Here is a 25,998-nt window from a genome sequence, read left to right as displayed (position 1 = left end):
GCGAGCACGTCCGACCGTGGTTCAATTCTCGCACCCGGACCTTTTGCGGACCGCCGCCTTCGAACAGCGACGGAGCTACAGCTCGATCTCCGCTCCGTCCTCCGGCACCAGTACGTCCTCTGTCTCCGACCGCAGCTCCTCGCGCGAGAGCAGACAGTGGTTGATCGCCTCCATGTGGACCGCGGCGACCGCGGCGTCGGTGGCCTCGCGGACGGCGGCGACGTCTTCGACCCCCATGGTGATCGGTTCTCCCTCGTTGAACCGCGCCGCGCCGCCGTTCAGGACGACCGCGTCGGGCTCGTACCGGGTCAGCGTCTCCGCGACCGGCTCGTACCAGACCGTGTCGCCGGCGAGGTACAGCGTCTCGTCGCCCTCGAGGACGAACCCGGAGACCGGCCCCATCCGCTCGGCCAGGTCCCCGTGCCCGTGACGGCCGGGGGTTCGGTGGAGCGTGACGCCGGCGAACGACGCCGCGTCCTCGACGGGGCGCACGTCGGTGAACCCCTCCTCGACGAACGCGTCCGCCTCGGCGGGCTGACAGAACAGCGGGACGTCCAGGTCCAGTTCGTCCCTCGCCGCGTCGTCGAAGTGGTCGGGGTGGCGGTGGGTGACGATCACCGCGTCGTGGGAGCGGTCGACGTCGGGCATCGGAACGAGGGGGTTCGCGCGGTCGTTCGGCGTGTTGTCGATCGGCGGTAACGCGCCCTGCGACGCGAACAGCGGATCGACGAGGAAGGTCGTCTCACCGACGGTCGCGAGGACCGTGGCGTTCCGGACGAGGGTGACGCTGACAGTGGAGTTCGTCGGCATGTAACGACGGCTTCGCCGAGCGGCGGGTTGTCACTTGCGACGGGGGTGATTTGGCTCCGCCGCCGCATCACCCGAAGATCCGCAGGAGACCGAGCGCCCACCGGGTCAGCTCGGAGCAGACGAAGAGGGCGCCCTCGGTGCGGGAGAGCCGCCGCCCCGACCACAGCGCACCGACCATGACGACCGTGAGAACCGTCAGCCAGAGGAGCGTCTCGATCGCCGCGCCGCCGACCGCGAGCGGACGGACGAGCGACGCGATCCCCAGGATCCCGAGCAGGTTGAACACGTTGCTCCCGACGACGTTGCCCACGGACATCCCGACGTGACCCTGTCGCATCGCGACGAGCGACACCGCGAGTTCCGGCGTCGAGGTCCCCGCGGCGACGATCGTCCCGCCGATCGCCCAGTCGGAGACGCCGGCGCCCCGCGCGAGCGCCGACGCCGACTCGACCATGAAGTGGCCGCTGACCAAGACGAGCGCCAGTCCGCCGACGAGCAGGAGCCCGTCGCGGGCCCGGTGTGAGAACCCTGTCGGGAGCGCGCCGGTGACCCGAGAGTCGGTGTACTCGGTCTCGATCGAGTGCGTCGTGCGCTCGTCCCGGACGACGTAGGCCGTGTACGCGGCGAACAGTCCCGCCAGCAGCGCGCCCTCGACGCCGGTCACGGTCCGGTCGAAGAGGACCGCGAATCCCGCCACCGTCGAGAGGACCAGCGCGACGCCGTCGCGGTGGACCAGCGAGCGCTCGACCGGGATGACCCGAAGCAGCGACACCGCGCCGAGGATGAACGCGAGGTTGTAGGCGTTCGAGCCGACGACGTTGCCGACGCCGATCTCGCCGAGCCCCGCCAGCGCGGCGTCGACCGTCACGACGAGCTCGGGCGTCGAGGTCCCCATCGCGACGATCGTCAGCCCGATCGTCAGCTCGCTGACGCCGAACCGGCGGGCGATCCGGACCGTCGAGTCGACGAGGGCGCGGGCGCCGATCCACAGACCGATGACGGTGACCGCGATGATCGCGAACTGGACGGCTGACCCTCCGAGCGCCATGTGGGTAGTCGTTCTTGCATGCGGTGTTAAAACCGATCCCCGGGGACGGGGCGGGGTCCACTCCACGCCGGACCCGTAACGCACCGTGTACTTTTGTGTCGGTCTGGCGTCGTATCGCCCGTTATGGACGAACGTGGGACGCCGTGAGACGACGCGAACTGCTCCGGACGGGCGCCGGAATCGGCGCCGTCGGTCTCGCCGGGGTCGCGGGGTGTGCGGGCGGGAGCGACGCCCCGGCCTTCGAGGAGGGGTTCGAAGGGGACATCGGCGAGTGGCTGTTCGACGCCGCGATCGGTCCCGAGGTGGACATCGACGAGTTCGACTGGGAGGTGTCGTTTTCCGAGGCGGAGGCGTCCTCCGGAGACCGCTCGCTCCGGATCTGGAACCAGGGCGACTACGACGACGGGGTCACGTGGGCGACCCATCCGATACCCGTCGAGTCGGGAAGCTCGTACGAAATCGAGGTGAGCGGGCGGTTCTGGAGCGAGTCGGAATCGTTCAACACGATCCGGCACGCGCTGATGCGCCTCGGCCCGGAGCCGCCGGAGGCGGAGGAGGACTTCCCGCAGCCCGGCCTCAACACGACGGAGCTCGGCGAGACGCCGTACGGCGGGCTCCGCGACGCGCTGTGGCTCGCCGACGGCTGGCGGGAGTACGCCTTCGAGTGGACCACTCCCGAGCTGTCGACCGACACGCTCCACCTCGCCGTCGGCACGGCGGTGATCTGGGAGGCCGACGCGACCCACTACGTCGACGACCTCGCGGTGACCGTCGAGACGCGGTGACCGTCGAGACGCGGTGACCGCGTCGTACGCGTCCGCGTCGCGCCGAGCTGATCGGTCCGACGAGCGCCGCCGCTCCCGAGCGTCGGAATGTCGCCCGCAACACTAACGACCGGTCTCATCTCCGGCGGCGTGCCGCGTCGACCGGGAAACCCTCGTGGCGGGCGGTCGCCTGCGCGGCGACGGGCGGGTCGCGTCAGCGACCGGATGTCACGCGCCTGGGTTCTCCGCGCGGTCATCGCTCCCATCGGGGAGTACTCGGGCGGGGACTGAGGGCGCGCATCCGACGGTAGCCGGCGGTCGTATATAAGGTGCCGGCCTGTCGGCCTGCCGGCCGCTCAGTCGTCCTGTTCCGTTCCGGCGACCACCACGCGCTCGCCGTCGTCCGTCTGCGGCTCCGAGACCGACACCGGATCGATCCCGCGGCGGGCGGCGTCGAACTCGGAGAGGGCGTAGACGAGCCCGGCGAGCAGGGCGGCGCCGAGCGGGAGCAGGGCGAGCGGCGTCACCCGGGTGAACCCCCAGAGGACCAACAGGAGGACGACCACGGCGGCGACGGTGACCGCGTAGTAGATCTGGGTGCGGACGTGGTCGATCAGGTCGGCCCCCGTGAACGTCGCCGAGAGGACGGTGGTGTCGGAGATCGGCGAGCTGTGGTCGCCGAAGATGGCGCCGGAGAAGATGACGCCGACCATCGCCGCCACGAGGGTGTGCCCCGCCGCGCCGCCGCCGCTGATCTCCCACGCGATCGGGATCGCGATGGGGGTGACGATCCCCATCGTGCCCCACGAGGTGCCGGTCGAGAAGGCGATGACGCCGGCGACGACGAACACGAGCGCGGGCAGCAGGGCCCCCGAGACGGAGCCCACGGCCGCGGTCGCGACGTAGTCGCCCGTGCCGAGCGCGTCGATCGCCTCGCCGATCCCCCACGCGAGCACGAGGATGGAGGCCGCGGTGAGCATGATGCCGAACCCGTCGATCGTGTACTCGCTCGCGTCGCCGACCCCGAAGATCCCGTACGCCTTCCCGAGGACGAAGCCGCTGGCGACCATCGCGAACGACCCGATCATCAGCGCCACCTCGTAGGAGGCGTTGAGCGCGGCGTCCCACAGCCGCCCGCCGGCCGCCCCGAACTCCCCGGCGAGGAGGTCGCCGCCGAACCCGACGGGCGAGAACTCGCCGGACCACAGCGCGGTCGCGACCGTCACCGCGATCAGGACCGCCACGGGGACGAAGAAGTTGACGAGCCGGGGGGTCGACGCCGGCGGCTCGCCGAGTTCGCCGGCCACGTCCTGCATGGGGACCGCCTCGTCCCGAGTCACCTTTCCGGAGGTCCACGACCGGTTCTCGGCGGTCAGCATCTCGCCGTAGTCGCGGCCGGATCCCACGATCAGAAGCACCATCACGATCGCGAGGATCGCGTACATGTTGAACGGGATGGAGGAGACGAACACCTCGAAGGTTCCGGGGCGGTTCGCCTCGGCGACGCCGGCGGCCTCGTACCCGTCCGAGATGAGCGACAGCTGGAACGCGACCCACGAGGAGATCCCCAGCGTCGCCACGGGCGCGGCGGTGGAGTCGACGATGTACGAGAGCTTCTCGCGGGAGATCCGGAGGCGGTCGGAGACGTCCTTCATCGCCGAGCCGGCGATCGCGGTGTTGGCGTAGTCGTCGAAGAAGAGGACGATCCCGAGCCCCCACGCGACGAGCCCGGCCTGCCGCTGGGAGTCGAGCCGTTCGAGCGCCCAGTCGCGGACCGCGGCGGTGCCGCCGAGGTTCCACACCATGGCGACGCCGGACCCGAGCAGCAGGGTGAACACGAGGATCGTCGCCTGAAACTCGTTCGAGACCGCCGCGACGATCCACTCGAACGTCTGGACGATCCCCAGCCCGCCCGTGACGATCACCGCCCCGGACCAGATCCCGAGGAACAGCGACAGCACGGCCTTTCGGGTGATCACTGCTAACACGATCGCGAGCACCGGCGGCGCGACGGACAGCGCTCCGAAATCGGTCATTGTCACGTACTGCCACGGGGGAGTATATAAATGTCGCGTGCCGCGACGCCGGTCCGGGACGCGAGGTCGTCCGACCGCCGGCGGTGGCCGGCGGAATCGGCACGTATCCGAACGCACTTACGTCCCTGTCACGGACCCACGCGCAATGTCTGTACGAGTCGGCATCCTCGGCGCCACCGGCGCCGTGGGCCAGCGGTTCATCCAGCTCCTCGACGACCACCCGACGTTCGACCTCGCCGCGGTCACCGCCAGCGCGGACAGCGCCGGCGAGACCTACCGCGAGGCCGCCAAGTGGCGCGTGAACACCCCGATCCCGGACGACGTCGCCGAGATGGAGGTCGCCGAGACGACCCCAGCGGGAATCGCGGACGACGACGTGGACCTGCTCTTCTCGTCGCTCCCCTCGGGCGTCGCGGCCGAGGTCGAGCCCGCGTTCTTAGAGGAGGGGTACGTCGTCTCCTCGAACTCCTCGAACGACCGCATGGCGACGGACGTTCCCCTCACCATCCCCGAGATCAACCCCGGGCACCTCGACCTGATCGAGGTCCAGCGCGACGAGCGCGGCTGGGACGGCGCCCTCGTGAAGAACCCGAACTGCTCGACGATCACGATGGTCCCGACGCTCGCCGCGATCGACGAGTTCGGCCTAGAGAGCGTCCGCGTCTCCACCCTGCAGGCCGTCTCCGGCGCCGGCTACTCCGGCGTCACCTCAATGGAGATCATCGACAACGCGATCCCGCACATCGGCGGCGAGGAGGAGAAGATGGAGACGGAGTCGCGCAAGCTCCTCGGCGAGTTTGACGGCGCGGAGGTCCACCTCCACGGCGCCGACGTGGCCGCCTCCTGTAACCGGATCCCCACGCTCGACGGCCACTTGGAGAACGTCTTCGCCGAGTTCGCCGAGGACCCCTCGCCAGCGGACCTCCGCGAGGCGATGCGCTCGTTCGAGGGCGCCGGCGACCTCCCCAGCTCGCCCGACCAGCTTATCAAGGTGTTCGGCGACGACGAGCCCGAGCGCCCGCAGCCCCGCCTCGACCGCACGTACGCGGACGGGATGGGCATCGTCGCCGGCGGCGTGCAGGCGACGGACGCCGGCGCGAAGTACAACTGCCTCGCGCACAACACGATCCGCGGCGCCGCGGGCGCCTCGCTGCTCAACGGCGAGCTGCTCGTCGAGGAAGGGTACGTCTAACGGGGCGACTACGGCGACCCCGCCGTTTTCCCGCAGTTTAAATAGCGGTGCTCCGGTACCCGGTTCGCATGGTCGATAAGGACGCCGTCCGTCGCGGGTACGACGCTCTCGCCGAGGCGTACGCCGCGGATCGGACCGAAGACGGCCGCGGACGCGAGGTCCTCTCCCGGTTCGTCCGCGAACTACCCGAGTCGGCGCGCGTCTTGGACGCCGGCTGCGGACAGGGGTCGCCGGTCCTCCGGGACCTGGCCGCGACGGCGACCGCGGTCGGGACGGACATCTCGCGCACGCAGCTGCGGCTGGCCGCCGAGAACGCCCCCGCGGCGGCGCTCGCGCAGGGGGACATCGCCGCGCTCCCGTTCCGCGACGGCGCGTTCGACGCGGTGACGGCCTACCACTCGCTGATCCACGTCCCGCGCGAGCAACACCGAGAAGTCGTCGACGAGTTCGCCCGCGTCCTCGACGAGGGCGGTCGCTTGCTCTGTTCGGAGGGCCCCGAGGAGTGGACCGGGACGAACCCGGACTGGCTCGACACCGGCGTCGAGATGCAGTGGCACATCGCGGGGGCGGAGGCGACGCGGGAGCACCTCCGGAACGCGGGGTTCGCCGTCGAGCGGGAGTGGGGAGTCGACGACTCGCTGGAGGAGGGCGACGACGCGGACTGGACGTTCTTCGCGGCGCGGCTGGCGGAATGAGCCGCTAGGGGCCGCCGGCCCCTACTTCCCCTCGAACTCGGGCTCGCCGTCGCCCATGAACGCCGTGACGCCCTCCATGAGGTCGTCGGTGTTCATCACGTGGCCGAAGCCCATCGCCTCCACTTCGAGGCCGGCCTCGCCGTCCGTGCGGCCGGCGTGCATCGCGCGCTTCGTGTACTTCTGGGCGATCGGCGGGCCGGCGGCGAGCTGCTCGGCCAGCTCCCACGCGCGCTCGTCGAGCTCGTCGCCCGGGACCACGTCGTTGAGGAACCCGTACCCCTCTAGCGTCTCGGCGTCGTAGCGCTCGGCGGTGAAGATGATCTCCTTGGCGCGCCCCTCGCCGACGATCCGGGCGAGCCGCTGGGTGCCGCCCCACCCCGGGAGGAGCCCGAGGTTGTGCTCCGGCTGGCCCAGCTCCGAGCGCTCGGAGGCGACGCGCATGTCGGCCGCGGTCGCGAGCTCCATCCCGCCGCCGAGGCAGTAGCCGTCGATGGCGGCGACCACGGGCTTGTCCGACTCTTCGAGCTTCCCGAACGTCTGCTGTCCCTGCCGCGAGAGCTCGACCGCGTTGATCGGGTCCGCGCCGCCGGCGGCCATGCTCTGTACGTCGGCGCCCGCGGAGAACGCGCGGTCGCCCGCGCCGGACAGCAGGATCGCCCGCACCTCGTCGTCCGCGTCGAGGCGGTCGATCGCGTCCGCGAGCTCGTCGAGCAGCTCCCCGCTGATCGTGTTCATCCGGTGCGGGCGGTCGATCTCGACGTGGCCGACCCGGCCCTCGACGGCGACGTTGAGGGTGTCGTAGCCGGCGAGCGCGTCGTCGCCCTCGCCGTCAGCGTCCCCGCCGCTTTCGCCGTGGAACCCGCCCGCCTCGGCGGCCTCGCGGAGGTGGTCAGTCGCCTCGTAGCGCGCCTCGCCGGTCTCCTCGTGGAGGTCGTCGAGCACGTCCACGAGGCCGGCGAGCCCCTCGGCGTCGGCGAGCTTCGCGGGGCCGTCCGGGAAGCCGGCGCCGAGCATCACCGCGCGGTCGATCGCGGGCGGGTCGGCCACGTCGTTCCCGACGAGGCCGGCGACCTCGTTGGCCATCACGGCGAGCAGGCGCCTCCGCACGTCGGCGTCGATCGCGTCCGAGGGGATCTGCGCGCCGCCGTCCTCGTAGTCGTAGAAGCCGGAGCCGGTCTTCTTCCCCAGCTCCTCGGCCTCGACCTTCTCGACGAGCAGCGGGCAGGGTCGGTAGGCGTCACCGAGCACCTCGTGCATGTACTCGAGGACGTGATACCCCACGTCGATGCCGACCTGGTCCGCGAGCTCGAACGAGCCCATCGGCAGGCCCATGTCGAACTTCGTCGTGGAGTCGACCGCCTCCATCGTCGCGTCGCCGGACTCGACGATCCACGCCGCCTCGTTCATCAGGGGGACCAGAATCCGGTTGACGATGAAGCCGGGGCTGTCCTTCCGGACGCGGACGGGGGTCTTCCCCATCGACTCCGCGAGCCCCTCGATCAGTTCGAGGGTCTCCTCGGAAGTGTGTTTCCCGGAGATGACCTCGACGAGGTCCATCCGCACCGGCGGGTTGAAGAAGTGCATCCCGCAGAAGCGCTCGGGGCGGTCGGTGACCTCGGAGAGCTCGGTGATAGAGAGGCTGGAGGTGTTGGTGACGAAGACGGCCTCGTCGGGGGCGTACTCGACGACCTCGTCGTACACGTCCTTCTTGATCGCCATCTTCTCCGGGACGACCTCGATCACCACGTCGGCGTCGGCCAGGGAGTCCCCGAGGTCGACGAAGGTCTCCACGCGGTCGAGCGCGGCCTCCGCCTCCTCGTCGCCGATCCGGTCCTTCTCGGCGAGCTTGCCGAGTGACCACTCGATCTGGTCGTAGCCGTCCTGAACGAACTCCTCTTCGATGTCCCGGAGGGCAACGTCGTAGCCGGCGAGCGCGGCCACCTCCGCGATGCCGTGTCCCATGTTTCCGGCGCCGAGAACCGTTACGCGCTGGACGTCTTCGAGCTGCATACCGGAACGGTCGGAACCGTCATGGTTGAACGTTTCCATCTTCCAAACGAAAAACGCACTGTAAGTTTATCGCTCCTCGGGATCGCGAGAGAAACGCACTCCCGTCTCCGGCCCCAACCGCCTCCCGATGAACGAGCGAGTCGCGGCGACCCTGCGCGAGGACCCGACGATGGCGCGGCTGATCGACCGGCACGGCCCGCTGAGGGTCGAGCCCGCCGGCGACGAGTTCGCGCGCCTCTGTACCTCGATCGTGAACCAGCAGCTCTCGACCGCGTCCGCGGCGGCCATCCACGAGCGGTTCCTCGACGCCCTCGGCGGCGACCCGACGCCCGACCGCGTCCTCGCGGCCGACGAGGACCGGCTCCGCGAGACCGGGCTCAGCGGCACGAAGGTCGAGTACCTGCGCGAGGTCGCCGGGGCCTTCAGCGACGGCGACCGCGACCTCACGCGAGAGGGGCTCGCCGACGCGAGCGACGAGGAGGTCGTCGCCGCGCTCACCGAGATCCGGGGCGTCGGGGAGTGGACCGCCCGGATGTACCTGATCTTCGCGCTGGGCCGCGAGGACGTGCTCCCGCTCGGCGACCTCGCGGTGCGGAAGGGGATAGAGCAGGTGTACAACGACGGCGAGGAGCTGACCCGCGCGGAGATGCGCGAGATCGGCGACGCGTGGCGGCCCTACCGGAGCTACGGGACGCGGTACGTCTGGGCGGAGTACGAGTCGTAGCCGCCCTCGGCCGGCGTCACTCCTCGCCCGACGCCGCGTACGTCTCTAGTTCGGTAAGCCGCTCGTCGCTGATCGAGAACACGTCCACGAACGCGAACACCTCGTCGCCCTCGGCGTCGAGCAGCCGCCCGCGGACGGCGACGCCGGGTCCTTTTGGGAACACCGCGTCGACGGCGTGGGTCGTGTCGGTCATCGGGCGCTCGTCGCGCATGAACGCGACGAAGCGGTCGCGCCCCTCGAAGGTGCGGTCGGGGCGTCGCTGGACGAAGCCGGGGTCGAGCAGGGCCGCGAGGCGGTCGTACTCGCCGGCGTCGAGCGCGTCGTAGTACGCCCGGACGAGCCGAGCCGGATCGTCCGTTTCGGACACCGTCACGCCGCGAGCGCCTCGAACTCCGCGGCCGAGGTGCGGGTCCCCTTCGAGATGACGGCGTCCCCGGCGCGGAGGGTGGTGTCGATGTCGTGGCCGACGAGCCACCCCTCGTCGGGGCGCCGGATCGCGATGACGCTCGTCGAGATGTCGGTCGCGGGGATCCCCTCTTCGACCCGGGTCCCGTCGAGGTCGCTCCCCTCGCCGACCACGGTCCGGGTGATGATCTCGTCGGACTCCTGGACCGCCATCTCCACGACCGGGTGGACGCCGATGTCGCGCATGACCCCCTCGGTGATCTCTAAGGCGGCGTCGGAGATCTCCTCGGTGGCGACGCCGAGGTGGATCAGCCCGCGCAGCGAGACGGGGTCGTCGGCCTCGCGGGCGGCCCGGAGCGTCCACGCCTCGAACCGCGACTGGAGCGCGTCGACCTCGATCTCCAGGTTGGACACCTCCTCGGCGAGCGCCTCGTTGTCGAAGAGGACGGAGCCGTACGCCAGGTCGACCGCCAGCTCCGAGAGGTTCTTCATCAGCACGATGGAGTCGACCGCGCGCTCCAAGTCGTCGATGGCCGGCTCCGGGGGGTCGCTCGGGTCGAACGGGTCGCCGGTCAGCGTCGGGTGGACGTCGGCGACGCCCGTCTCGGGCCCGCGGAGGAGCGTCACGTCGCCGGCCTCGATCCGGGTCTTCGGCCCGGGATTGAACACCCAGTCGTCGTCGCGCCGGATCGCGATGACGCGCACGCCCGTCTTTGACTCCAGGTCGATGTCCTTCAGCGTCCGCCCCGCGTACGCCGAGTCGGGCGAGACGGTGGCGCGGACGAGGGTCTCGACACCCTCGGTGAGCGCGCCCCGCATCGCGTCGGGGAGGCCGATCTCCTCGGTGACGATCTTGGCGATGTCGCCGGCGGCGTCGGAGATCTTGTCGGCCGCGCCGACCACGCCGAGCACCGGCGCGAGCGTCTCGGCCTCGTCGGGGCTCCGCGCCGCGAGCATGAGGCTCATCCGCGCGCGCATCTGGAGCACGTCCATCCGGTGTTCGAGTTCGACGACCTCGTGGGCGATCGTCGGGCTCCCGTGGAGGACCGCGGAGTACGACAGGTCGATCAACAGCTCGGCGGTGTCTTTCATCTCCACGAGCAGGTCCTTCACGCTCGCCGGCTCGTACCGGACCGACAGCGGCCCGTCCCGCCCGTCGAATCGTCCCATGCCTCTCCCTCTCCGGCTCCGAGTAAAAGGCTTGTCACGGATCGCCGACAGCGCCTCGAAACCGAGGGCTCAGGCGGCGTCGCCGGCGACGTAGGCGACCGAACGCGGCTCCGGATCGCCGCCCTCGGTCGGCTCGGTCGCCGGGACCGGCTCGGCGAGGTCGACGAGCGCGAGCCACCGCAGGAGCCGGTCGGCGCGCCCGCGCCACGTCGCCTCCCAGTTCGGGTCGCGGGCGCGGTCGTGTCGGGGCACCGACTCCCGCGTCGCCGCGAACAGGTCGTCGGGCGTGAGCGGGTCCGCGGCGGAGGCCGCTCGCAGGGCCGAGAGGGCCTCGGGAACGAGGAGCACGCCCTCCTGGAGCCCCTCGCGGACCAGCTCCGGGGTCGGCTCCGCGTCGGTCCTGACGAACCCGCGCGGCGTCTCCCGGGCCAGCCCGAGCGCGCGCAGGAACGCCAGCCAGTCGTTGGCGGTCTGTCGGTCCGAGAGCCCCCGGCGCTCGCGGAGCCGGGCGCAGCAGTCGTCGGTGCTCCCGGGGACGAGCGGGACCGCCCGCTGGAACGCGCGGAGGTCGTCGAGCTCGTCGGGGGGCTCGGGGACGGGCTTCAGACGCATTTGCTCGACCGCCTCAGCGGTAGCCGAACGACTCCGCGAGCAGCTCCTCGTCGGTCTCGCCGACCGTGTAGACGGGACCGTCGATCACGTCGACGGTGACCTTCGCGGGGGCGAAGACGCGCTCGTCGACCTCGTAGAAGTCCCAGTCGGCGTCCTCGAACACCTCGACGAAGGGGGTCCCGTACTCCTCGCGGGCGGTCGAGACGATCTGGTCGAAGCGGTCGTCGTCGCGCGCGACCTGCAGGTGGACCTCGCCGCCGTACGCGAGGGCGTCGTTCGTCCGCCCCATCGCTACGTCCTCGTCGCGGGTGGCCGGGGCCATCGGCGCCGAGCCGGAGGCGTGGAGCACGTCGGTCGGCTCGTAGCCGAGCTCCAGCAGGCGGAACACGGCGAGCTCCGCGGCGCGGGCCGCGGTCGCGACCGAGCCCGCGGTGGAGCCGGTGGCGTACGCCGGCAGGAACACGCCCTCGGCGTCGACCTCGGCGAGGTCGGCGACGTGCTCGGCGACCTCCTCGGTCGGGAGCGTCGTCGACTCGACCGCGAGCGTCGCGAACTCGGAGGAGTCGTAGTAGCCGACGCGCTCGAACTCGGCCTCCTGACCGACGAGCGCGCGGGCCGGCCCCGAGCCGAGCCCCTCGAAGCCGGAGTCGAACGCGAGCTCCCAGCCCGCCTTCTGCGAGCAGAGCAGCGCGACGGCGGGGTGGTCGGTCGACAGTTCGACGTACTGGCGCGGCGCGCCCGCGACCTCGCCCATGCGGGTTCGGAGGTTCGCGAGGCCGGCGGTCTGGATCTCGGCGAGCAGCAGTCCCGCCTCGACGCCGCCCGCGGCGTCGACGCCGAAGTCGACGACGGTGGCGCCGTTGTCCAGATCGTAGCCGACGACGTCGAGCTCGCCGGCGAAGTCGAGCGCCTCGTCGACGAGCTCGATCGCGGTCCGGTTGATGCTTTCCATGGCGGACCCTTCTCGCTCCCGCAGTAAGTGGTTTGTCAGTCGTCGGCGTCGCCAGCGGTGGCGGCGTTTCAGTTACCGCCGGCCCCGGCGGCGACCGGCTCGACGCGGAACACGTACCCCTCGTACGCGTCGTCCAGGTTCACCGGCGACTCGTCGCCGGCGTGGTCCGCACAGAGGAACGCGGTCGCCTCCACGGCGCCCGCCCCGGTCTCCTCTTGGTACCGCTCGGTGACCGAAAACGCCACGGGCTCGGCGCAGCCGCGGCGGTGGCACTCGGCCGGCGGTTCGGCGGTCGGGTCCGCCTCGTCGCCGCGCTCTCGGGCCTCCGAGATGTCCCGCCGTATCTGTCTGCGCTCCTCGTCACGCGCCTGCTTGTCGCGCCCCGACTTGGTGTCTGCCATGCGTCACCATCTCGCTTCAGCGGGATAACGCTACGGGCGACGCTGACGGCGGAGTCGCCAGCGGCCCTACCAGAACCCGCCGTCCGAGCCATCGCCGCCCCCGTCCGGTCCCTCGGGACCGCCCGGCCCCCGCGGCCCGCTCGGACGGGGATCGGGATCGATCTCCACCAGCTCGCTCTCGGCCCGCGGGTCGATCTCGCGCCCCTCGTCGTATCGGACGAACGAGAGGTAGAACGGCTCGCCGCAGCCGGTCCCCTCGGGGTCCGGCTCGCGGTACGGCTCCTCGCCGCCCGCGTCCGACCCGCGAACGCCGTCGTGCGGGTCCCAGTCGACGCCCTCGCTCTCGCCGCAGACGAACCGAACGCCGTCGGCGTCGTCGCCCTCGAACGGCGCCGTCGGAGCGACGTACTCCCACCCCTCGAGGGGGTACGGCGTCACCGCCTTGTCCGCGAGGTAGCCGTCGCGCTCCAGCTCGACGAGGGTCCCGCAGTGCGGACAGTAGTAGGTGACCGGATAGCCCATGCGGATCGTACGGCCGTCGTTTATAAAGGCGCGTCGGCGGGAGAGAGACAGCGGGAGTACGTGAATCATTGCGGTGAGTCGGTTGTTTATAAATCGGATTGTGGTGGTGGCGGGTGCTTATACGTGATCGTCGGCTCTGGAGTGACGGCCTGCAAAGCCCCAGTCGCTGCGGGCGGCGCACGCTCGCTGCGCTCCTCGGTCGCTCGTTTCACTCGCTCCCTGCGGTGCTTACGTCGTCATCAGAACGCGAAGCGTTCTGATTGGCTCACGAGAGCTCTGCTCTCGTGAACGCCTGCGCCGCCCGCAGCGACTGCCCCTTTGAGTCCCGCCCCGCACAGCACAGCACCGCACCTCACACCTCCCCAGCCTCGTCGCCGGCGCCTTATAAGGCGCCAGCGACTCCCTCGCGCGTGCTGTCTAGCGGTCGCCGGGGGCGACCGCTCGCAGGCACGCGCCACCGCAACGGTTGTTTATAACCGACTGTCGCCGCCGCTCGTGCTTTTTAAATACTGTACCGCCGATACCGATCTGCAATATCCACTCCCGCCGTCGATCGTCGGTGGGTCCGTACCGAGTGGAGCCACATCCGAGCGCGCCTCCCGCGAGGAGGCTCGTGGGTGTTGAAACCCGATCGCGCCCCTCTCAGTCCTGCAGCGCCTCGATATCCTCGAGGATCTCGACCGCGTGGTCCTCGGGGGAAACGCCCTCGTAGGCGAGGACGACGGTCCCCTCGTCGTCGAGCACGTACGTGTTCCGGAACACGCCGTCGAAGGTGTTGCCGAACATCTGCTTCTCGCCGTAGGAGTCGTACGCGCTCGCGACCGCGCCGTCGGGGTCGGAGAGCAGCGTGAACGGGAGGTCGTACTCCTCGGCGAACGGCTCGAGGTCGTCGACGGGGTCGTCGCTGATCCCGACGACCGCGATGTCGGCGCCCTCGAAGGCGTCCCACTCGTCGCGGAAGCTACACGCCTCGGCGGTACAGCCCGGCGTGTCTGCCCGCGGGTAGAAGTAGACGACCGTGTAGCGCGCCGCGGACGGGTCGACGGTGACGGTGGCGCCGTGCTGGTCGGACAGCGTGATCTCGGGTGCGGAATCGCCCGGTTCGAGCATACGTCTCGTGGTTTCGCCCCGGTATTAGGATGTTCGGTCCGATTCCTTTTTATCTGTCACAGTCGTTCGCCCGGTATCGATGGAGTGGCAACCGACGCCGTACACGGCGCCGTTACTGGTGGCGTCGCTCGCGTCGTTTGCCTTCGCCGCCTACGCGGTCTGGAACCGGTCAAAGGGAGAGGCCCCGCTCCTGCGGAGCTTCGTCGGAGTCACGGTCGCCAGCGGCGTCTGGTCGCTGGCGTACGCGGGGCAGCTGTCGGCGACGACGCTGTCGGCGACCCTGTCGTGGAACCGCCTCGTCTGGGTCGGGATCGCGATGCTCGCCGTCGCCTGGCCCGCGTTCGTGTTCGCGTACGTCGGCTGGGTGTCGTGGCTCCGCCCCCGCCGGCTCCTCCTCCTCTGTCTCGTCCCCGCGACCGTCGTCGGCGGCGTCTTCCTCGTCGGCGCCGACCCCCTCTTCTACACGTCCCCCGCGCTCGACGGCGCGAACGGATACCTCGTCATGGAGTACGCGCCGACCTCCGCGCTCATCGGGTTCATGACGTACAGCTACGCGGTGAACCTGTTCACGTTCGGCGTGCTCGGCTACGCCGCGCTCGCGCGGGACGGCGTGTTCCGGTGGCAGGCCGTGCTGTTGCTCGTCGCGGGGGTCGCGCCGATGTCCGTCGGCGTCGTCGGGATCAGCGGGGCACTCGGTCCCCGGTTCGTCGACCTCACCCCGGTCACGTTCGCGGCCACGTCCGGGCTGCTCGGGTGGGTCGTGTTCCGCTACCGGCTCCTCGACCTCTCGCCGATCGCCCGCGACGCGGTGTTCACAAATCTCTCTGACGGCGTCGTGGTGGTCGACGGCGACGACCGCGTCGTCGACATGAACCGGCCGGCCCGAGGGCTGTTCCCCGGCGCGACGATCGGCTGTGACGTCGAAGAGGCGTTCGCCCGGGCGCCGGCGGTGGTCGACCTCGCGTCGTCCGGGAGCGGCGACGGTGACCGGGAGGGGGGCGACCCCGCGTCCGGGACGGGCCCGGACGAAGATCTCAGGGTGACGATCGACGGGGGGTCGGAGCCGCGCTTCCTGACCGTCGCCGCCCACTCGATCGCCCCGACTGGATCCGGGTTCGGTCCGGTGCTTCGGAGCGGCCCGGAATCCGAAGCCGCCCCGAGCGCCCCGGGCGGTTCGGGGGACGGGACCGTGCTCCTGTTCCGCGACATCACCGAGCGCGAGACCCTCCAGCGGCGCTATCGGGCGCTCATCGAGAAGTCGCCGAACGTCATCGCGGTCTGCGGGACCGACGGGCTGCTCCGGTACGTGAGCCCGTCGATAGAGCGCCTGCTCGGCCACGCCCCCGAGGAGATCGAGGGGCGACCGGTGATCGATCTGGTCCATCCCGACGACCGGCGGGAGGCCCAGGCCGCGTTCGAGCGCGCCTTCGAGACCGACGACCAGCAGCTGCTCGACCACCGGATCGCCCACGCGAACGGGAACTGGCGGCAGTTCGAAACGACGGTCGAGCGGCTGTTCGAGGACACCCAAGAGGTGGTCATCACCGCCACCGACGTGACCGAGAGCCGGCGGTACGAACAGCGCCTCCAGGTCCTCAACCGAGTGCTCAGACACGACCTCAAAAACGACACGAACGTCATCGGCGGCTACGCGGACCTCCTGCGGGACCACGTCGACGCCGACGGCGACGAGTACCTCGACGTTATCGACCGGAAGGTGGAGACGCTGACGCACCTCAGCGACCAGGCCCGCGAGATCGACGTGGCGCTCCACAGCGACGGGGCGCGGACGGAGATCGACCTGTCGCCGCTGGTCACGCGGCTCTGCGGCTCGCTGGAGTCGTCGTTCCCGGAGACGACGGTGACCGTGTCGACGCCGGATTCCGCGGTGGTGTGCGCCGACGAGCTGTTGGAGTCCGCGGTCCGGAACGTGTTGGAGAACGCGGTCGTCCACAACGACGGAAACCAACCCATCGTCGAGGTGAGCGTCGACCGCGACGGCGAGGGGTTCCGGGTCGCCGTCGCGGACAACGGTCCCGGGATCCCGCCGGTCGAGCGGAGCGTGTTCTCGGAGGCGCGCGAGACGGCGCTCGAACACGCGAGCGGGCTCGGGCTCTGGCTCGTCCACTGGATCGTCACGGAGTCCGGCGGGGAGCTGGAGATCCACACCCGCGAGCCGACGGGGACGCTGGTCACGATGTGGTTCCCGACGCCGGACGGCGCTTCGGCGGCGGGCGACGAGGAGCCTGCGGGCGACGGGGGGTTTGCGGGCGACGGGGAGTTCGCGGACAACGGAGAGTCCGCGGACGGCGTGGCGTCGACCAATGACGGCGCGAAGTCGACTGCGAACCGCGAGCCCGCGGAGACTCGCCCGCGGGGGGTCGACGGCGACGCTGGCAGAGAACCGGGCTCGGATCCCCGGCGGCGACGCGACGGCGGGTAACGACCCCGCACCGTGGCGGAACGGGCGGCGTTCGCCCTCCGCAACCTCTTTGCGGTCGGTCGACGAACCCGGTGACATGAGTCACGGATCCCTAGACGACGACGCGGTCGAGAGCTACCGGGAGGCCGGTGCGGTGTTGGTCGAGGCGATGAACGAGGCCCGCGAGATGGTCGAGCCGGGGCGGACCCACCTCGAGGTTGCCGAGTGGACGGAGGACTTCATCCGGGAACAGGGGGCCGGCCTCGCGTTCCCCGTCAACATCAGCGTCGACCCCGAGGCCTCCCACGCCACGCCGGGCCGAGACGACGACACCGAGTTCGGCGAGGAGATGGTGTGTCTGGACGTGGGAGTCCACGTCGACGGCTACATCGCCGACGCCGCGGTCACGGTCGACCACACGGGCACCCCCGAGCTGGTCGAGGCCGCGGAGATGGCGCTGGAGGCCGCCGTCGACGAGGCCGGGCCGGGCGTCGAGGTCGGCGTGGTCGGCGGCGCGATCGAGGACGTGATCCGCGGCTACGGCTACACGCCCGTGTTGAACCTCTCCGGGCACGGCGTCGAGCGCTACGACGCGCACACCGGCCCCACCGTTCCGAACCGGGGCGTCGACCGCTCGGTCGAGCTGGAGCCCGGACAGGCGGTCGCCATCGAGCCGTTCGCCACCGACGGCCGCGGGAAGGTCGGCGAGGGGACCGAAGAGGAGATCTTCGAGCGCCAGGGCTCCGCGAGCGTCCGCGACCGCCGCGCGCGACAGGCCTTAGAGGAGATCGAGGCGTTCGACGACCTCCCGTTCGCGGCGCGGTGGCTTGAGGGCGACCGCGCGGAGATGGCCCTGCGCCGGCTGAAGCAGGCGAACGCGGTGAAGGGGTACCCCGTCCTGAAGGAGGCCGACGACGCCCTCGTGAGTCAGGCGGAACACACCCTCCTGATCACCGAGGATGGCGTCGAGGTGACGACGGCGGGCATCCACGGCTTCGACGACTGATGGACCGGATCTACGCTCCCTGGCGGATCGAGTGGGTCGAGCGCGATTCCGACCCGATCGACGGCTGCCCGTTCTGTGTCCTGCCCGAGCGCGAGGACGCCCGCGAGGCCCGGGTCGTCGCCCGCAGCGAGCGCAACTACGTCCTGTTGAACAACGCGCCGTACAACCCGGGCCACGCCATGGTGATCCCGGACGAACACCGCGAGGACCCCACCGACCTCGACGACGCGACCCTCCTCGATCACGCGAAGCTGAAGGCGGCGACGCTCGCGGCGCTGCGCCGCGACGTTGACCCCGACGGGGTAAACACCGGACAGAACCTCGGCGCCTCGGCGGCCGGCGGCTCGATCGACCACCTCCACACCCACGTCGTCCCGCGGTGGAACGGCGACACGAACTTCATGCCCGTCACGGGCGACACGAAGGTGATCGTGGAGGCGATCGACCGCACCTACGAGCACCTCCACGCCGGGTTCGCCGCCGGCGACGACGTGGTCGACGCGGGCGACGCAGACGCCGGCGAAGCGGTCGAGCTGTCGTTCGATCTCGGCGCCGGCGACCGCTGAGCTCGTCGCTCGACCCGTTTCTCAACACTCGCTCCCGCCGAACTCCATCCCGGTCGGGTTCGACGCGGGCGCCTCCGGGTGGCGGATCCGGAAGAACAGCGCGCTCTCAGCGGCGTCGCTCTCGGCACAGGTCACCTCGTAGGTCTCCTCGTACGTCCGGCCGTCGACCCGGACCCGCGCGTCGATCTCGTCGCCGTTCCGCACTCGCGCGAGGTCCTCGACGGTCAGCTCGGCGTACTCGTCGTCGCCCGGCGGTCTGGGAGCCACGTCGGCGGCGCCGTCGACGAGGGCGTCGCCGTGGGAGGTGCGAAGAGTGAAGTCGACGTGATACGCGCGCTCGCGGCGGTTGACGACGGCGAACCGGAACGGGACTCCCGGTCCGCGGAGGGCGCTACAGCCGGCCGTGAGGAGGGCGCCTCCGGCGGCGAACCTCCGGAGGAATCGACGGCGGTGCATCTCGTCGCAGTTCGCCGCCGTCGTTCAAAAGGCTCCGGGTCGGCAGGGGCTCAATACACCAACTCCCCGGAGATGAACTTCCGAGTGCGCTCGTCGTCGGGATCCTCGAAGATCGCCTCGGTCGGGCCGACCTCCGTGATCCCGTCGTCGAGCAGCACCGCGACCCGATCGGCGACGCGCTCGGCCTGGTGCATGTCGTGGGTCGCGACGACGACGCCGATGCCCCGGCTCCGAGCCTCGCCGATCGCCTCCTCGATGACCGCGGTGTTCCGCGGGTCCAGGTCGGAGGTCGGCTCGTCGAGCAGCAGCACGTCGGGATCGTACGCCAGCGCGCGGGCGAACGACACGCGCTGGGCCTCCCCGCCCGACAGCGAGTCGGCGTGTTGGTCCGCCTTGTCCGTCAGTCCGACGACGTCGAGCGACTCGCGAACCGCGTCCGGGGTCTCGGCGAGGCCCAGCGCCGCGGCGATCCGGTCGCTCCACGGGCTCCGGACCCGGAGCCCGTACTCGACGTTGCGGCCCACCGAGGCGTCGAAGAGGCTCGCCTCCTGAAAGACCATCCCGACCCGCCGCCGCAGAGCGAGGCGTTCCGACTCCTCGGCGGTCCACGCCTCCGTGCCGCCGAGGGCGACGGTCCCCGCGTCGGGTTCGAGCGAGAGCGCGAGCGTCCGGAGCAGCGTCGTCTTGCCCACTCCGGAGGGGCCGATGACCCCGAGCACCTCGCCGGCGTCGACCTCCACGGAGAGGTCGTCGAACACGCGCTCGCCGCCGAACGACTGCGAGACGCCCGTCGCGCGGAGCATCACCGCGTCACCCCGCTGTCGCCGAAGTGCACGACCACGGCGTTGACGGTCAACACGAGCGCGACGAGGACCGCGCCGAGGATCATCGCCGTCTCGTACTGCCCCTGCCGCGCCTCGAGCTGGATGGCGGTGGTCAGCGTCCGGGTCTTCGAGATCCCGTCCGCGCTCGTGATGTTGCCGCCCACGATGAGCACCGAGCCGACCTCGCTGACGGCGCGGCCGAACCCGGCCAAGATCGCGGTGGCGATCCCGTAGCGCGCCTCCTTCAAGACGACCAGGGCCGCGTCGAGGCGCGTGCCGCCGAGCGCGCGCGCGGCGTCTCGGACGCCCTCGTCGACCCCGGAGACGGCCGCCAACGTGATGGCCGTGATCGGCGGCGTCGCGAGCACGAACTGCGACATGATCATCGCCTCCCGGGTGAAGACGAGATCGAGCGATCCGAGGGGGCCCTGATTGGACACGGCGAAGAGCACGATCAGTCCGACGACCACGCTCGGGAACCCCATCCCCGTGTTGACGACGGACTTCACGAACCCCTTTCCGGGGAAGTCGGCGAAGCCGATCGCGACGGCGACCGGCACGCTGAACAGCGTGCTCAGCGCCACCGCGGTGACGCTCACGTACAGCGAGACGAAGACGATGCTTCGGACGTACCCCTCCCTGAACGGGAGGTCGAGGAGCGCGGGCGCCAGCTCCGGGATCGCCGCGAGAGACACGCTCACTCGTCGGCGGAGTCGCTACTCCAACCTTCCGGAACGTACTGCCCGAAGTTCGGGTCCTCCGAGACGGCCTCGGGGAAGAACAGCTGCTCGCCGTTCACCTCGTAGCCCGAGATGGACTCCTGCACGCCGGGGCTCGTGATCCACCCGATGTACGCCATCGCGAGGTCGTAGTTGACCCCGTCGTGGACGCCAGGGTTGGCCGCCATGACCCCGTACGGGTTCGCGAGGATCTCCGGTCCGCCCTCGATCGGCCCCTGCACGAGGATCGCGAGATCGATCTCGGAGCGCTGCGAGATGAAGGTGCCCCGGTCGGAGAGCGTGTACGCGCCCTGCTGGGTGGCGGCGTTGAGCGCCTCCCCCATCCCGGTGCCGGTCTCCTGGTACCAGTCGCCGCCCGGCTCGGTGCCGGCCGCCTCCCAGAGGGTCAGCTCCTTGGCGTGGGTGCCGGAGTTGTCGCCGCGAGAGACGAACGTCTCGCCGGCCTCCGCGATCGCCGCGAGCGCGTCGGTCGCGGAGCCCGTCCCCCGAATCCCCGCCGGGTCGCTCTCGGGCCCGACGATCACGAAGTCGTTGAACATCAGGTCGCGGCGGTTCACGCCGTACCCGTTTCGCAGGAACTCGTCTTCGAGCCCGCGGGCGTGGACCATCACGGCGTCGGCGTCGCCGTTCCGGGCCGACTCCAGGGCCGCGCCGGTCCCCTGCGCCACGGCGTCGACGGTCACGCCGTACAGATCCTCGAAGTCGGTGTGGATCTCGTCGAGCAGACCGGTGTCGTAGGTGCTCGTCGTCGTCGTGAGCGTGAGCTCCTCGCCGGCCACGGCGGGCCGGTCGTCGCTGCCGGCGCCGGACTCGCCGCCGAGTCCTAGTCGGGCGCACCCCGCGGTGCTCGCGACCGCGCCCGCACCGAGCGCGGCGACGAACCGCCTCCGATGTATCGTCATAGACACATCGACGGACCGATGCCGGATATACCTTCTGCCGCGGCCGTAATCGGGACCGGTTACGAGACGCCGGTGGTCGACGGTACTCCCCGAAGACGGGGTCGGAGACGGTTACGTCGAGGCGGCCGCGGTCGGAGGGAAAGCGCCAACACCGCGGGGGACGACCACGGGGTATGGACGAGTCGGCGGACGGGGACGGGAGAGCAACCGGGCGCACGGAAACGGACGGCGGGGCCGGCCGCGGTCGGGCCGCGCTCATCGGGGACGGCGTCGAGTTCGACGGGCGCGACGCCGCGCTCCTGCGCGCGGTCCACGAGGCGGGCTCGGTGGCGGGCGCGGCCGCCGACCTCGGCCGGTCCCGCGCCCGCGCCCTCTCGCGGATCGAGGCGTTGGAGGACGCGTTCGGGACCCTCGTCGAACGCCGGCGCGGCGGCACCGGCGGCGGCGGAAGCCGGCTCTCGGCGGGCGGCCGCGACCTCCTCGACCGGTACGATCGCCTGCAGGCCGTGCTCGCCGCGACCGCGAGCGTGCCCGAGACGGTGCTCGACGGGACCGTCGCGAGCGTCGACGGCGAACTGGCCGACGTGGACACTGCGGTCGGACGGGTACGCGGGCTCCACGGGGACGGAGACGGCGCGGGCGACGCCCGCGACGGCGCGGCGGTCGGCGACGCGGTACAGGTCAGGATCGGCGCGGACGCGGTGACGATTTATAAGGGAGACGTGGGCGTGGACCCGGATGCGACGAGCGCCCGGAACCGCCTGCGCGGCGCGGTCGTCGGCGTCGAGGCGGGCGAGACGGTGTCGACGGTGCGGGTGGCGGTGGGCGAGGTCGAGTTTCGGGTGTTGATCACGGCCGAGAGCGCGGCGCGGTTGGACCTAGTCGACGGAGAGGAGGTGGCGATCCGGTGGAAGGCGACCGCGACGCGGATCGTGGCGCACGCGGCGGAGTCCAGTTCATAAACGAACACCTCAGTGAAGAGACGACGTGGAGAGGTCGAGCAAACTCCGCGTTCCGGCAAGATCGCCGCTCTGCCTACTTCCCCCAGAAGGGGTCCCGCTTCCGCTTGGTCTCTAAGTACGCCGCGAGCGCCTCGCGCTCGTCGGCCGTGATCTCCTCTTTCAGCTCCTGTTCGAGGATCTTCGCGTGCTTCTCGGGGATCTCGGTCCAGAGGGTGTCGCCCTCCTCGATGTCGCGCCCGACCGTCGGCCCGTCGATGGCGATACTCACGCGCTCGCCGGCGCGCGCCTCGTCCACGTCGTCGCCCTGCTTTTGAATGCCGGAGAGCTGGCCGGCGCGGTCGAACTCGTTGCCCTCGAAGGCGCCGACGTTGCGGTTGTTCTGGAGCGTCCCCGAGATGATCTCGACGCCGACGACCGCGGGGTCGTTCTGGCGGAACGTGTGGTCGGGGAGGATCCGGAACCGCGAGGGTCGGACGACCTTGTCCAGCACCGTCTCCTGCTGGGCGCGCTGCTTCTCCTCGACGTACGTCTCGTAGTCCTCGATCAGCTGGTAGATGACCTCGTCGGTGAACAGCTTCACGTCGGCGTTCTCCAGCTCCGTCTCGGCGTTCGCGAGGAGGTCGACGTTGAACCCGAGGATGGCCTTGTGCTCGTCCTGGTTCGCGGTCTCGGCCACGGCGATGTCGCGGGGTGCGATGTCGCCGACCTCCGCACGCAGGATGGGGACCTCCGCCTCGCGGAGCGCGTTCGCCATCGCTTCGAGGGAGCCGAGCGTGTCCGCCTTGACGACGACGCCGTCCTCGGCGGTGTCCACCTCGATCTCCGCGAGCTCGGCTTTCACCTCCTCGACGACCTCCTCGACCGGACGATCGCGGACGACCCGGACCGGCGCGCCGGCCATCGCCCGATCGAGGTCGGGCGCGGCGATCTTCACGCCGGCGGCGGCGCCGACCTCCGCCACCTTCTCGAACTTCTTCTCCGTGCGGATCTCCTCCAGCGGTCGCGGCTGGAGCAGCGCCCGGATCTCCGTGACGATCGGCTCCTCCTGCCCGCCGACGACGATCTGATCGCCGTTCCGAACCACGCCGTCGTACACGACGGTGTCGATGGTGGCGCCGAACCCGCGCTCGTCTTTTACCTCGAGGACCGTCCCCTCGCCGGCCCCGAAGACGTCGATCGCCATCTCCTCTTTCATGAACCGCTGGGAGAGGCCCATCAGGACGGTGAGCAGGTCGGGGACGCCCTCGCCCGTGATCGCCGAGAGGGGGACGACGCCGATGTTCTTCTGGAAGTCCTGCACGCGCCAGTAGAGGTCGGCCGAGAAGCCGGCGTCGGAGAGCTGGCCGATGATCTCGTAGAGGTTCTCGTTGAGCATCGACTCGGCGCGCTCCGACTGCGCCTCCAGGCTCTTCTGGATCGGCTCGCCGTCCTGCGGGTTCCACCCGGGCGTCGTGTCCACCTTGTTGGCGGCGACGACGAAGGGGGTCCCCGTCCGGCGGAGGATATCGATCGCCTCCTCCGTCTGCGGCTGGAAGCCGTCGTTCACGTCGACGACGAGCACCGCGATGTCGGCGAGCGCGCCGCCGCGGGCGCGCAGCGTCGAGAACGAGTGGTGGCCCGGCGTGTCGATGAACAGGAGCCCGGGTAAATCGAAGTCGGTCGGGTCGATGAGCTCGCCCGCCATCCCGGAGATGGTGTCGAGCGGGATGTCGGTCGCCCCGATGTGTTGGGTGATCGCGCCGGCCTCGCCCTCGCTGACGGCGGAGCCGCGGATCTTGTCGAGCAGGCTGGTCTTGCCGTGATCGACGTGGCCCAGCACGGCGACGATCGGCGTCCGAAGGGTGTCCGCGTTTGTGTGGTCGGTCATCAGTGATCGCCCCGAGAAAGTCGGTTACCTATCGTTCCGCCCGGCCGTCAGTTAAGCCTTTCAAAACGCGCCCGGCCGAAGCGCGGGGGAGGAGCACCGCGATCGCCGCGGCTCGCCCCGCTGACCGGCGTCGCGGCGTCTCGAACCCGTCTGTCGCCCGTCCGACGCCCCGTGGAGTTTAAGACCGTTGCCCGGGACCGTGCGAACATGGTCGACATCCTCGCGGAGAACCTCTCCGGGAAGGCGGTGATGAGCGCGGACGGAACCGAACTCGGGGACCTGTACAACATCACGATGGACCTCAAGTCGGGCGAGCTCGCCGACCTGCTCGTGAGTCCCCACGAGCACCTCAGCCCGGAGCGCTCGGGCTTCGACGTCGACGAGATGGGCCGCCTGAAAGTGCCGGTTGCGAACGTGCAGGCGGTGAAAGACTACATCGTCGTCGCCCGCTAATGGAAGTCCTCGACACCTCGGCGTTCATCCACGAGTACACCACCGACGACGACGTGGTCTCGGTGCCCGAAGTGCACGACGAGCTCACCGGCGAGGGGGCGCTCCGGTTCGACGCGATGGAGGGCTCCGGGATGACGATCCACGTCCCGGCCCCGGAGGTCCTCGACAACGTCCGGCGCGCCGCGCGGGGCTCCGGCGACGCCGCGGAGCTGTCGGACACGGACACCCGGCTGATCGCGACCGCGCTCGAACTGAGCGCGACGCTCGTCACCGACGACTACGCGATGCAGAACGTCGCCGAACGCCTCGACATCGCCGTCGAGGCGATCGCGCGCGACGGCATCTCCGAGGAGCGCGAGTGGCGGTTCCAGTGCGTCGGCTGTAACCGCACCTTCGACGAGAACAAGGAGCGATGTCCGATCTGCGGGAGCGACCTGACGCGGAAGAACCCGGCGTGAGCGAGTGAACGGGCGGCCCGCCACCGTCTGACAGCGATCGGAATCATCGGACCGAGAGCACCCGAGCCGTTCGTTCAGTGGAATTTCTCTCTGACACATTTAAAATATCGATACTGTTTAATTGTGACATACTCAACTATAACGAGGCGTTCGGCGTGGTCGGGACGGGAGGACGGCGCGCGCCGGCGCCCGCGACGCGTGTTGACGCCGGCGACGCGTGTTGACGCCGGCATCGACACGCACCGCCCGAGGTGAACCGTCCGAACGAACGACGTCGTAGTCGCCGCACACACAGAGGGGACAAGACCATGCTACCGACCATCGGACGGCGGACAGTGCTGCAAACGATCGGCGTCGCCGGCGCGCTGGGACTCGCGTCCGGCGCGGCGGAGGTGGAGACGGAGACGGAGGCGACCGCCGAGGCCGCCGCGCTGAACCGACACGACGCGCTGCGGACCGGCCGGTTCGAAGTCGAACTCGACGGCGAGGCGGTGTCCGGCTGGCAGACCGTCACCATCCCGAGTCGCTCCACGGAACAGGACGAGTACCGCGAGGGCAACGACGCCGACTACGAGAAGAAGGTCTGGGGACAGACGACGTTCGACGACCTCGAGATGGAGCGGGGGCTCCAGCGCGAGGACGTCAACCGCCTCTACGACTGGCACGAAGCCGTCAGAGCGGGGAAGGCCGACGAGGGGCGGAAGGAGATCGCGGTGAAACTGCTCGACGGGCGAGGCGGAAATCCGGAGCCGCTCCTCGAGTGGCGGTTCGAAGGGGCCTGGATCAAGGAGTACAGCCCGCCCGAGCTCGACGCGAGCGCCGACGGGGACGTGGCGACCGAATCGATCACGGTCGCGTTCGACCGAATGGTCCGAGAGGAGATCTGAGGCC

The 25,998-nt window shown here is 70.4% G+C and carries 27 protein-coding genes; 11 read left to right on the top strand and 16 right to left on the bottom strand.

Going from position 1 to position 25,998, the window contains the following annotated elements; genetic code table 11:
* Nucleotides 1-75 precede the first annotated feature (75 nt).
* Both JIN95_RS14455 and JIN95_RS14450 read right to left on the bottom strand, forming a co-directional pair.
* Nucleotides 76-810, bottom strand: coding sequence for an MBL fold metallo-hydrolase (locus JIN95_RS14455; RefSeq protein WP_200531921.1), 735 nt, complete (start codon nucleotides 808-810; stop codon nucleotides 76-78).
* A 67-nt stretch (nucleotides 811-877) separates the two neighbouring features.
* Nucleotides 878-1,858: a calcium/sodium antiporter gene (locus tag JIN95_RS14450; protein WP_095637241.1), complete on the bottom strand. Its 981-nt coding sequence runs from the start codon at nucleotides 1,856-1,858 to the stop codon at nucleotides 878-880.
* A 143-nt stretch (nucleotides 1,859-2,001) separates the two neighbouring features.
* Between JIN95_RS14450 and JIN95_RS14445 the strand changes: the two genes are divergently transcribed.
* Nucleotides 2,002-2,643 carry a hypothetical protein gene (locus tag JIN95_RS14445; RefSeq protein WP_095637242.1) on the top strand — a complete coding sequence of 214 codons (642 nt, stop codon included), beginning with the start codon at nucleotides 2,002-2,004 and terminating at the stop codon, nucleotides 2,641-2,643.
* A 335-nt stretch (nucleotides 2,644-2,978) separates the two neighbouring features.
* Here the strand turns inward: JIN95_RS14445 and JIN95_RS14440 are convergent, their stop codons facing one another.
* Complete coding sequence (locus JIN95_RS14440; RefSeq protein ID WP_095637243.1) at nucleotides 2,979-4,658, bottom strand: Na+/H+ antiporter NhaC family protein; 1,680 nt, start codon at nucleotides 4,656-4,658, stop codon at nucleotides 2,979-2,981.
* Between the two features lie 145 nt (nucleotides 4,659-4,803).
* Here JIN95_RS14440 and asd point away from each other — a divergent pair, with 145 nt between their 5' ends.
* Together asd and JIN95_RS14430 are read left to right on the top strand one after the other, a co-directional pair.
* Nucleotides 4,804-5,850 carry an aspartate-semialdehyde dehydrogenase gene (asd, locus tag JIN95_RS14435; RefSeq protein WP_095637244.1) on the top strand — a complete coding sequence of 349 codons (1,047 nt, stop codon included), beginning with the start codon at nucleotides 4,804-4,806 and terminating at the stop codon, nucleotides 5,848-5,850.
* A 68-nt stretch (nucleotides 5,851-5,918) separates the two neighbouring features.
* Entirely contained in the window at nucleotides 5,919-6,545 is a 627-nt protein-coding gene (locus JIN95_RS14430; protein ID WP_200531920.1) for a class I SAM-dependent methyltransferase, read from the top strand.
* A gap of 21 nt (nucleotides 6,546-6,566) precedes the next feature.
* Here JIN95_RS14430 and JIN95_RS14425 read toward each other — a convergent pair whose 3' ends face one another.
* On the bottom strand, nucleotides 6,567-8,555 hold the full coding sequence (locus JIN95_RS14425) for a 3-hydroxyacyl-CoA dehydrogenase/enoyl-CoA hydratase family protein (RefSeq protein ID WP_200531919.1): 1,989 nt from the start codon (nucleotides 8,553-8,555) through the stop codon (nucleotides 6,567-6,569).
* Between the two features lie 127 nt (nucleotides 8,556-8,682).
* Here JIN95_RS14425 and JIN95_RS14420 point away from each other — a divergent pair, with 127 nt between their 5' ends.
* On the top strand, nucleotides 8,683-9,279 hold the full coding sequence (locus JIN95_RS14420; protein WP_200531918.1) for a DNA-3-methyladenine glycosylase 2 family protein: 597 nt from the start codon (nucleotides 8,683-8,685) through the stop codon (nucleotides 9,277-9,279).
* Between the two features lie 16 nt (nucleotides 9,280-9,295).
* On the opposite strand, the gene JIN95_RS14415 is transcribed toward JIN95_RS14420, so the two are convergent.
* The 7 genes from JIN95_RS14415 to JIN95_RS14385 all read right to left on the bottom strand — a co-directional run bounded on the left by JIN95_RS14415 (nucleotide 9,296) and on the right by JIN95_RS14385 (nucleotide 14,451).
* Nucleotides 9,296-9,652 (bottom strand): nuclear transport factor 2 family protein, encoded by a 357-nt coding sequence (locus JIN95_RS14415; protein WP_095637248.1) that lies wholly within the window; start codon nucleotides 9,650-9,652, stop codon nucleotides 9,296-9,298.
* The gene (locus JIN95_RS14410; RefSeq protein WP_200531917.1) at nucleotides 9,649-10,854 is read right to left on the bottom strand and encodes a potassium channel family protein; all 1,206 of its coding nucleotides are present in this window, start codon (nucleotides 10,852-10,854) and stop codon (nucleotides 9,649-9,651) included. Before JIN95_RS14410 ends, JIN95_RS14415 begins: the two co-directional genes overlap by 4 nt.
* A 69-nt stretch (nucleotides 10,855-10,923) precedes the next feature.
* Nucleotides 10,924-11,466, bottom strand: coding sequence for a hypothetical protein (locus tag JIN95_RS14405; protein ID WP_200531916.1), 543 nt, complete (start codon nucleotides 11,464-11,466; stop codon nucleotides 10,924-10,926).
* Between the two features lie 13 nt (nucleotides 11,467-11,479).
* The gene (mch, locus tag JIN95_RS14400) at nucleotides 11,480-12,418 is read right to left on the bottom strand and encodes a methenyltetrahydromethanopterin cyclohydrolase (protein WP_200531915.1); all 939 of its coding nucleotides are present in this window, start codon (nucleotides 12,416-12,418) and stop codon (nucleotides 11,480-11,482) included.
* Between the two features lie 68 nt (nucleotides 12,419-12,486).
* Nucleotides 12,487-12,819: a hypothetical protein gene (locus JIN95_RS14395; RefSeq protein WP_200531914.1), complete on the bottom strand. Its 333-nt coding sequence runs from the start codon at nucleotides 12,817-12,819 to the stop codon at nucleotides 12,487-12,489.
* Between the two features lie 66 nt (nucleotides 12,820-12,885).
* Entirely contained in the window at nucleotides 12,886-13,341 is a 456-nt protein-coding gene (locus JIN95_RS14390; RefSeq protein WP_200531913.1) for a hypothetical protein, read from the bottom strand.
* 642 nt (nucleotides 13,342-13,983) lie between these two features.
* The gene (locus JIN95_RS14385) at nucleotides 13,984-14,451 is read right to left on the bottom strand and encodes a peroxiredoxin (protein ID WP_200531912.1); all 468 of its coding nucleotides are present in this window, start codon (nucleotides 14,449-14,451) and stop codon (nucleotides 13,984-13,986) included.
* A gap of 79 nt (nucleotides 14,452-14,530) precedes the next feature.
* On the opposite strand from JIN95_RS14385, the gene JIN95_RS14380 reads away from it, so the two are divergent.
* The 3 genes from JIN95_RS14380 (at nucleotide 14,531) to JIN95_RS14370 (ending at nucleotide 18,445) form a co-directional block, all read left to right on the top strand.
* Nucleotides 14,531-16,894, top strand: coding sequence for a histidine kinase N-terminal 7TM domain-containing protein (locus JIN95_RS14380; RefSeq protein WP_200531911.1), 2,364 nt, complete (start codon nucleotides 14,531-14,533; stop codon nucleotides 16,892-16,894).
* 76 nt (nucleotides 16,895-16,970) lie between these two features.
* On the top strand, nucleotides 16,971-17,879 hold the full coding sequence (gene map / locus JIN95_RS14375) for a type II methionyl aminopeptidase (RefSeq protein WP_095637256.1): 909 nt from the start codon (nucleotides 16,971-16,973) through the stop codon (nucleotides 17,877-17,879).
* On the top strand, nucleotides 17,879-18,445 hold the full coding sequence (locus JIN95_RS14370; RefSeq protein ID WP_200531910.1) for an HIT domain-containing protein: 567 nt from the start codon (nucleotides 17,879-17,881) through the stop codon (nucleotides 18,443-18,445). The genes map and JIN95_RS14370 overlap by 1 nt, the downstream gene beginning before the upstream one ends.
* A gap of 21 nt (nucleotides 18,446-18,466) precedes the next feature.
* Here the strand turns inward: JIN95_RS14370 and JIN95_RS14365 are convergent, their stop codons facing one another.
* Genes JIN95_RS14365 through JIN95_RS14350 form a run of 4 tightly spaced genes read right to left on the bottom strand, consistent with a single transcriptional unit; the run spans nucleotide 18,467 to nucleotide 21,367 of the window.
* Complete coding sequence (locus tag JIN95_RS14365) at nucleotides 18,467-18,901, bottom strand: hypothetical protein (RefSeq protein ID WP_095637258.1); 435 nt, start codon at nucleotides 18,899-18,901, stop codon at nucleotides 18,467-18,469.
* Between the two features lie 50 nt (nucleotides 18,902-18,951).
* Nucleotides 18,952-19,704, bottom strand: coding sequence for a phosphate ABC transporter ATP-binding protein (locus JIN95_RS14360; RefSeq protein WP_200531909.1), 753 nt, complete (start codon nucleotides 19,702-19,704; stop codon nucleotides 18,952-18,954).
* The gene (locus JIN95_RS14355) at nucleotides 19,704-20,426 is read right to left on the bottom strand and encodes an ABC transporter permease (RefSeq protein WP_095637260.1); all 723 of its coding nucleotides are present in this window, start codon (nucleotides 20,424-20,426) and stop codon (nucleotides 19,704-19,706) included. The genes JIN95_RS14360 and JIN95_RS14355 overlap by 1 nt, the downstream gene beginning before the upstream one ends.
* Nucleotides 20,423-21,367 (bottom strand): substrate-binding domain-containing protein, encoded by a 945-nt coding sequence (locus JIN95_RS14350; RefSeq protein WP_095637261.1) that lies wholly within the window; start codon nucleotides 21,365-21,367, stop codon nucleotides 20,423-20,425. The genes JIN95_RS14355 and JIN95_RS14350 overlap by 4 nt, the downstream gene beginning before the upstream one ends.
* 173 nt (nucleotides 21,368-21,540) lie before the next feature.
* On the opposite strand from JIN95_RS14350, the gene JIN95_RS14345 reads away from it, so the two are divergent.
* Nucleotides 21,541-22,329 (top strand): TOBE domain-containing protein, encoded by a 789-nt coding sequence (locus JIN95_RS14345; protein WP_200531908.1) that lies wholly within the window; start codon nucleotides 21,541-21,543, stop codon nucleotides 22,327-22,329.
* A gap of 73 nt (nucleotides 22,330-22,402) precedes the next feature.
* Here the strand turns inward: JIN95_RS14345 and infB are convergent, their stop codons facing one another.
* The gene (gene infB / locus JIN95_RS14340; RefSeq protein ID WP_200531907.1) at nucleotides 22,403-24,196 is read right to left on the bottom strand and encodes a translation initiation factor IF-2; all 1,794 of its coding nucleotides are present in this window, start codon (nucleotides 24,194-24,196) and stop codon (nucleotides 22,403-22,405) included.
* Nucleotides 24,197-24,403: 207 nt separating this feature from the next.
* Between infB and JIN95_RS14335 the strand changes: the two genes are divergently transcribed.
* The 3 genes from JIN95_RS14335 to JIN95_RS14325 all read left to right on the top strand — a co-directional run bounded on the left by JIN95_RS14335 (nucleotide 24,404) and on the right by JIN95_RS14325 (nucleotide 25,994).
* Nucleotides 24,404-24,649, top strand: a complete 246-nt coding sequence (locus tag JIN95_RS14335) for a PRC-barrel domain-containing protein (protein WP_095637264.1) — start codon at nucleotides 24,404-24,406, stop codon at nucleotides 24,647-24,649.
* Entirely contained in the window at nucleotides 24,649-25,107 is a 459-nt protein-coding gene (locus JIN95_RS14330) for an NOB1 family endonuclease (RefSeq protein WP_095637265.1), read from the top strand. Before JIN95_RS14335 ends, JIN95_RS14330 begins: the two co-directional genes overlap by 1 nt.
* A 335-nt stretch (nucleotides 25,108-25,442) precedes the next feature.
* On the top strand, nucleotides 25,443-25,994 hold the full coding sequence (locus tag JIN95_RS14325) for a phage tail protein (protein WP_200531906.1): 552 nt from the start codon (nucleotides 25,443-25,445) through the stop codon (nucleotides 25,992-25,994).
* Nucleotides 25,995-25,998: the final 4 nt, after the last annotated feature.

Origin of the sequence: Halorubrum sp. LN27 (assembly GCF_016635065.1) — an archaeon.
GTDB classification, from domain to species: domain Archaea; phylum Halobacteriota; class Halobacteria; order Halobacteriales; family Haloferacaceae; genus Halorubrum; species Halorubrum salipaludis.
Note: the sequence above shows the minus strand (reverse complement) of the source record. Positions and strands in the feature narration are given on the sequence as shown.

Excerpts from the sequence above, each read along its gene's own strand:
- JIN95_RS14455 (WP_200531921.1), bottom strand. The coding sequence starts at position 810 with ATGCCGACGAACTCCACTGTCAGCGTCACCCTCGTCCGGAACGCCACG.
- JIN95_RS14450 (WP_095637241.1), bottom strand. The coding sequence starts at position 1,858 with ATGGCGCTCGGAGGGTCAGCCGTCCAGTTCGCGATCATCGCGGTCACC.
- JIN95_RS14440 (WP_095637243.1), bottom strand. The coding sequence starts at position 4,658 with ATGACCGATTTCGGAGCGCTGTCCGTCGCGCCGCCGGTGCTCGCGATC.
- asd (WP_095637244.1), top strand. The coding sequence starts at position 4,804 with ATGTCTGTACGAGTCGGCATCCTCGGCGCCACCGGCGCCGTGGGCCAG.
- JIN95_RS14430 (WP_200531920.1), top strand. The coding sequence starts at position 5,919 with ATGGTCGATAAGGACGCCGTCCGTCGCGGGTACGACGCTCTCGCCGAG.
- JIN95_RS14425 (WP_200531919.1), bottom strand. The coding sequence starts at position 8,555 with ATGCAGCTCGAAGACGTCCAGCGCGTAACGGTTCTCGGCGCCGGAAAC.
- JIN95_RS14420 (WP_200531918.1), top strand. The coding sequence starts at position 8,683 with ATGAACGAGCGAGTCGCGGCGACCCTGCGCGAGGACCCGACGATGGCG.
- JIN95_RS14410 (WP_200531917.1), bottom strand. The coding sequence starts at position 10,854 with ATGGGACGATTCGACGGGCGGGACGGGCCGCTGTCGGTCCGGTACGAG.
- JIN95_RS14405 (WP_200531916.1), bottom strand. The coding sequence starts at position 11,466 with ATGCGTCTGAAGCCCGTCCCCGAGCCCCCCGACGAGCTCGACGACCTC.
- mch (WP_200531915.1), bottom strand. The coding sequence starts at position 12,418 with ATGGAAAGCATCAACCGGACCGCGATCGAGCTCGTCGACGAGGCGCTC.
- JIN95_RS14395 (WP_200531914.1), bottom strand. The coding sequence starts at position 12,819 with ATGGCAGACACCAAGTCGGGGCGCGACAAGCAGGCGCGTGACGAGGAG.
- JIN95_RS14390 (WP_200531913.1), bottom strand. The coding sequence starts at position 13,341 with ATGGGCTATCCGGTCACCTACTACTGTCCGCACTGCGGGACCCTCGTC.
- JIN95_RS14385 (WP_200531912.1), bottom strand. The coding sequence starts at position 14,451 with ATGCTCGAACCGGGCGATTCCGCACCCGAGATCACGCTGTCCGACCAG.
- JIN95_RS14380 (WP_200531911.1), top strand. The coding sequence starts at position 14,531 with ATGGAGTGGCAACCGACGCCGTACACGGCGCCGTTACTGGTGGCGTCG.
- map (WP_095637256.1), top strand. The coding sequence starts at position 16,971 with ATGAGTCACGGATCCCTAGACGACGACGCGGTCGAGAGCTACCGGGAG.
- JIN95_RS14370 (WP_200531910.1), top strand. The coding sequence starts at position 17,879 with ATGGACCGGATCTACGCTCCCTGGCGGATCGAGTGGGTCGAGCGCGAT.
- JIN95_RS14365 (WP_095637258.1), bottom strand. The coding sequence starts at position 18,901 with ATGCACCGCCGTCGATTCCTCCGGAGGTTCGCCGCCGGAGGCGCCCTC.
- JIN95_RS14360 (WP_200531909.1), bottom strand. The coding sequence starts at position 19,704 with ATGCTCCGCGCGACGGGCGTCTCGCAGTCGTTCGGCGGCGAGCGCGTG.
- JIN95_RS14350 (WP_095637261.1), bottom strand. The coding sequence starts at position 21,367 with ATGACGATACATCGGAGGCGGTTCGTCGCCGCGCTCGGTGCGGGCGCG.
- JIN95_RS14345 (WP_200531908.1), top strand. The coding sequence starts at position 21,541 with ATGGACGAGTCGGCGGACGGGGACGGGAGAGCAACCGGGCGCACGGAA.
- infB (WP_200531907.1), bottom strand. The coding sequence starts at position 24,196 with ATGACCGACCACACAAACGCGGACACCCTTCGGACGCCGATCGTCGCC.
- JIN95_RS14335 (WP_095637264.1), top strand. The coding sequence starts at position 24,404 with ATGGTCGACATCCTCGCGGAGAACCTCTCCGGGAAGGCGGTGATGAGC.
- JIN95_RS14330 (WP_095637265.1), top strand. The coding sequence starts at position 24,649 with ATGGAAGTCCTCGACACCTCGGCGTTCATCCACGAGTACACCACCGAC.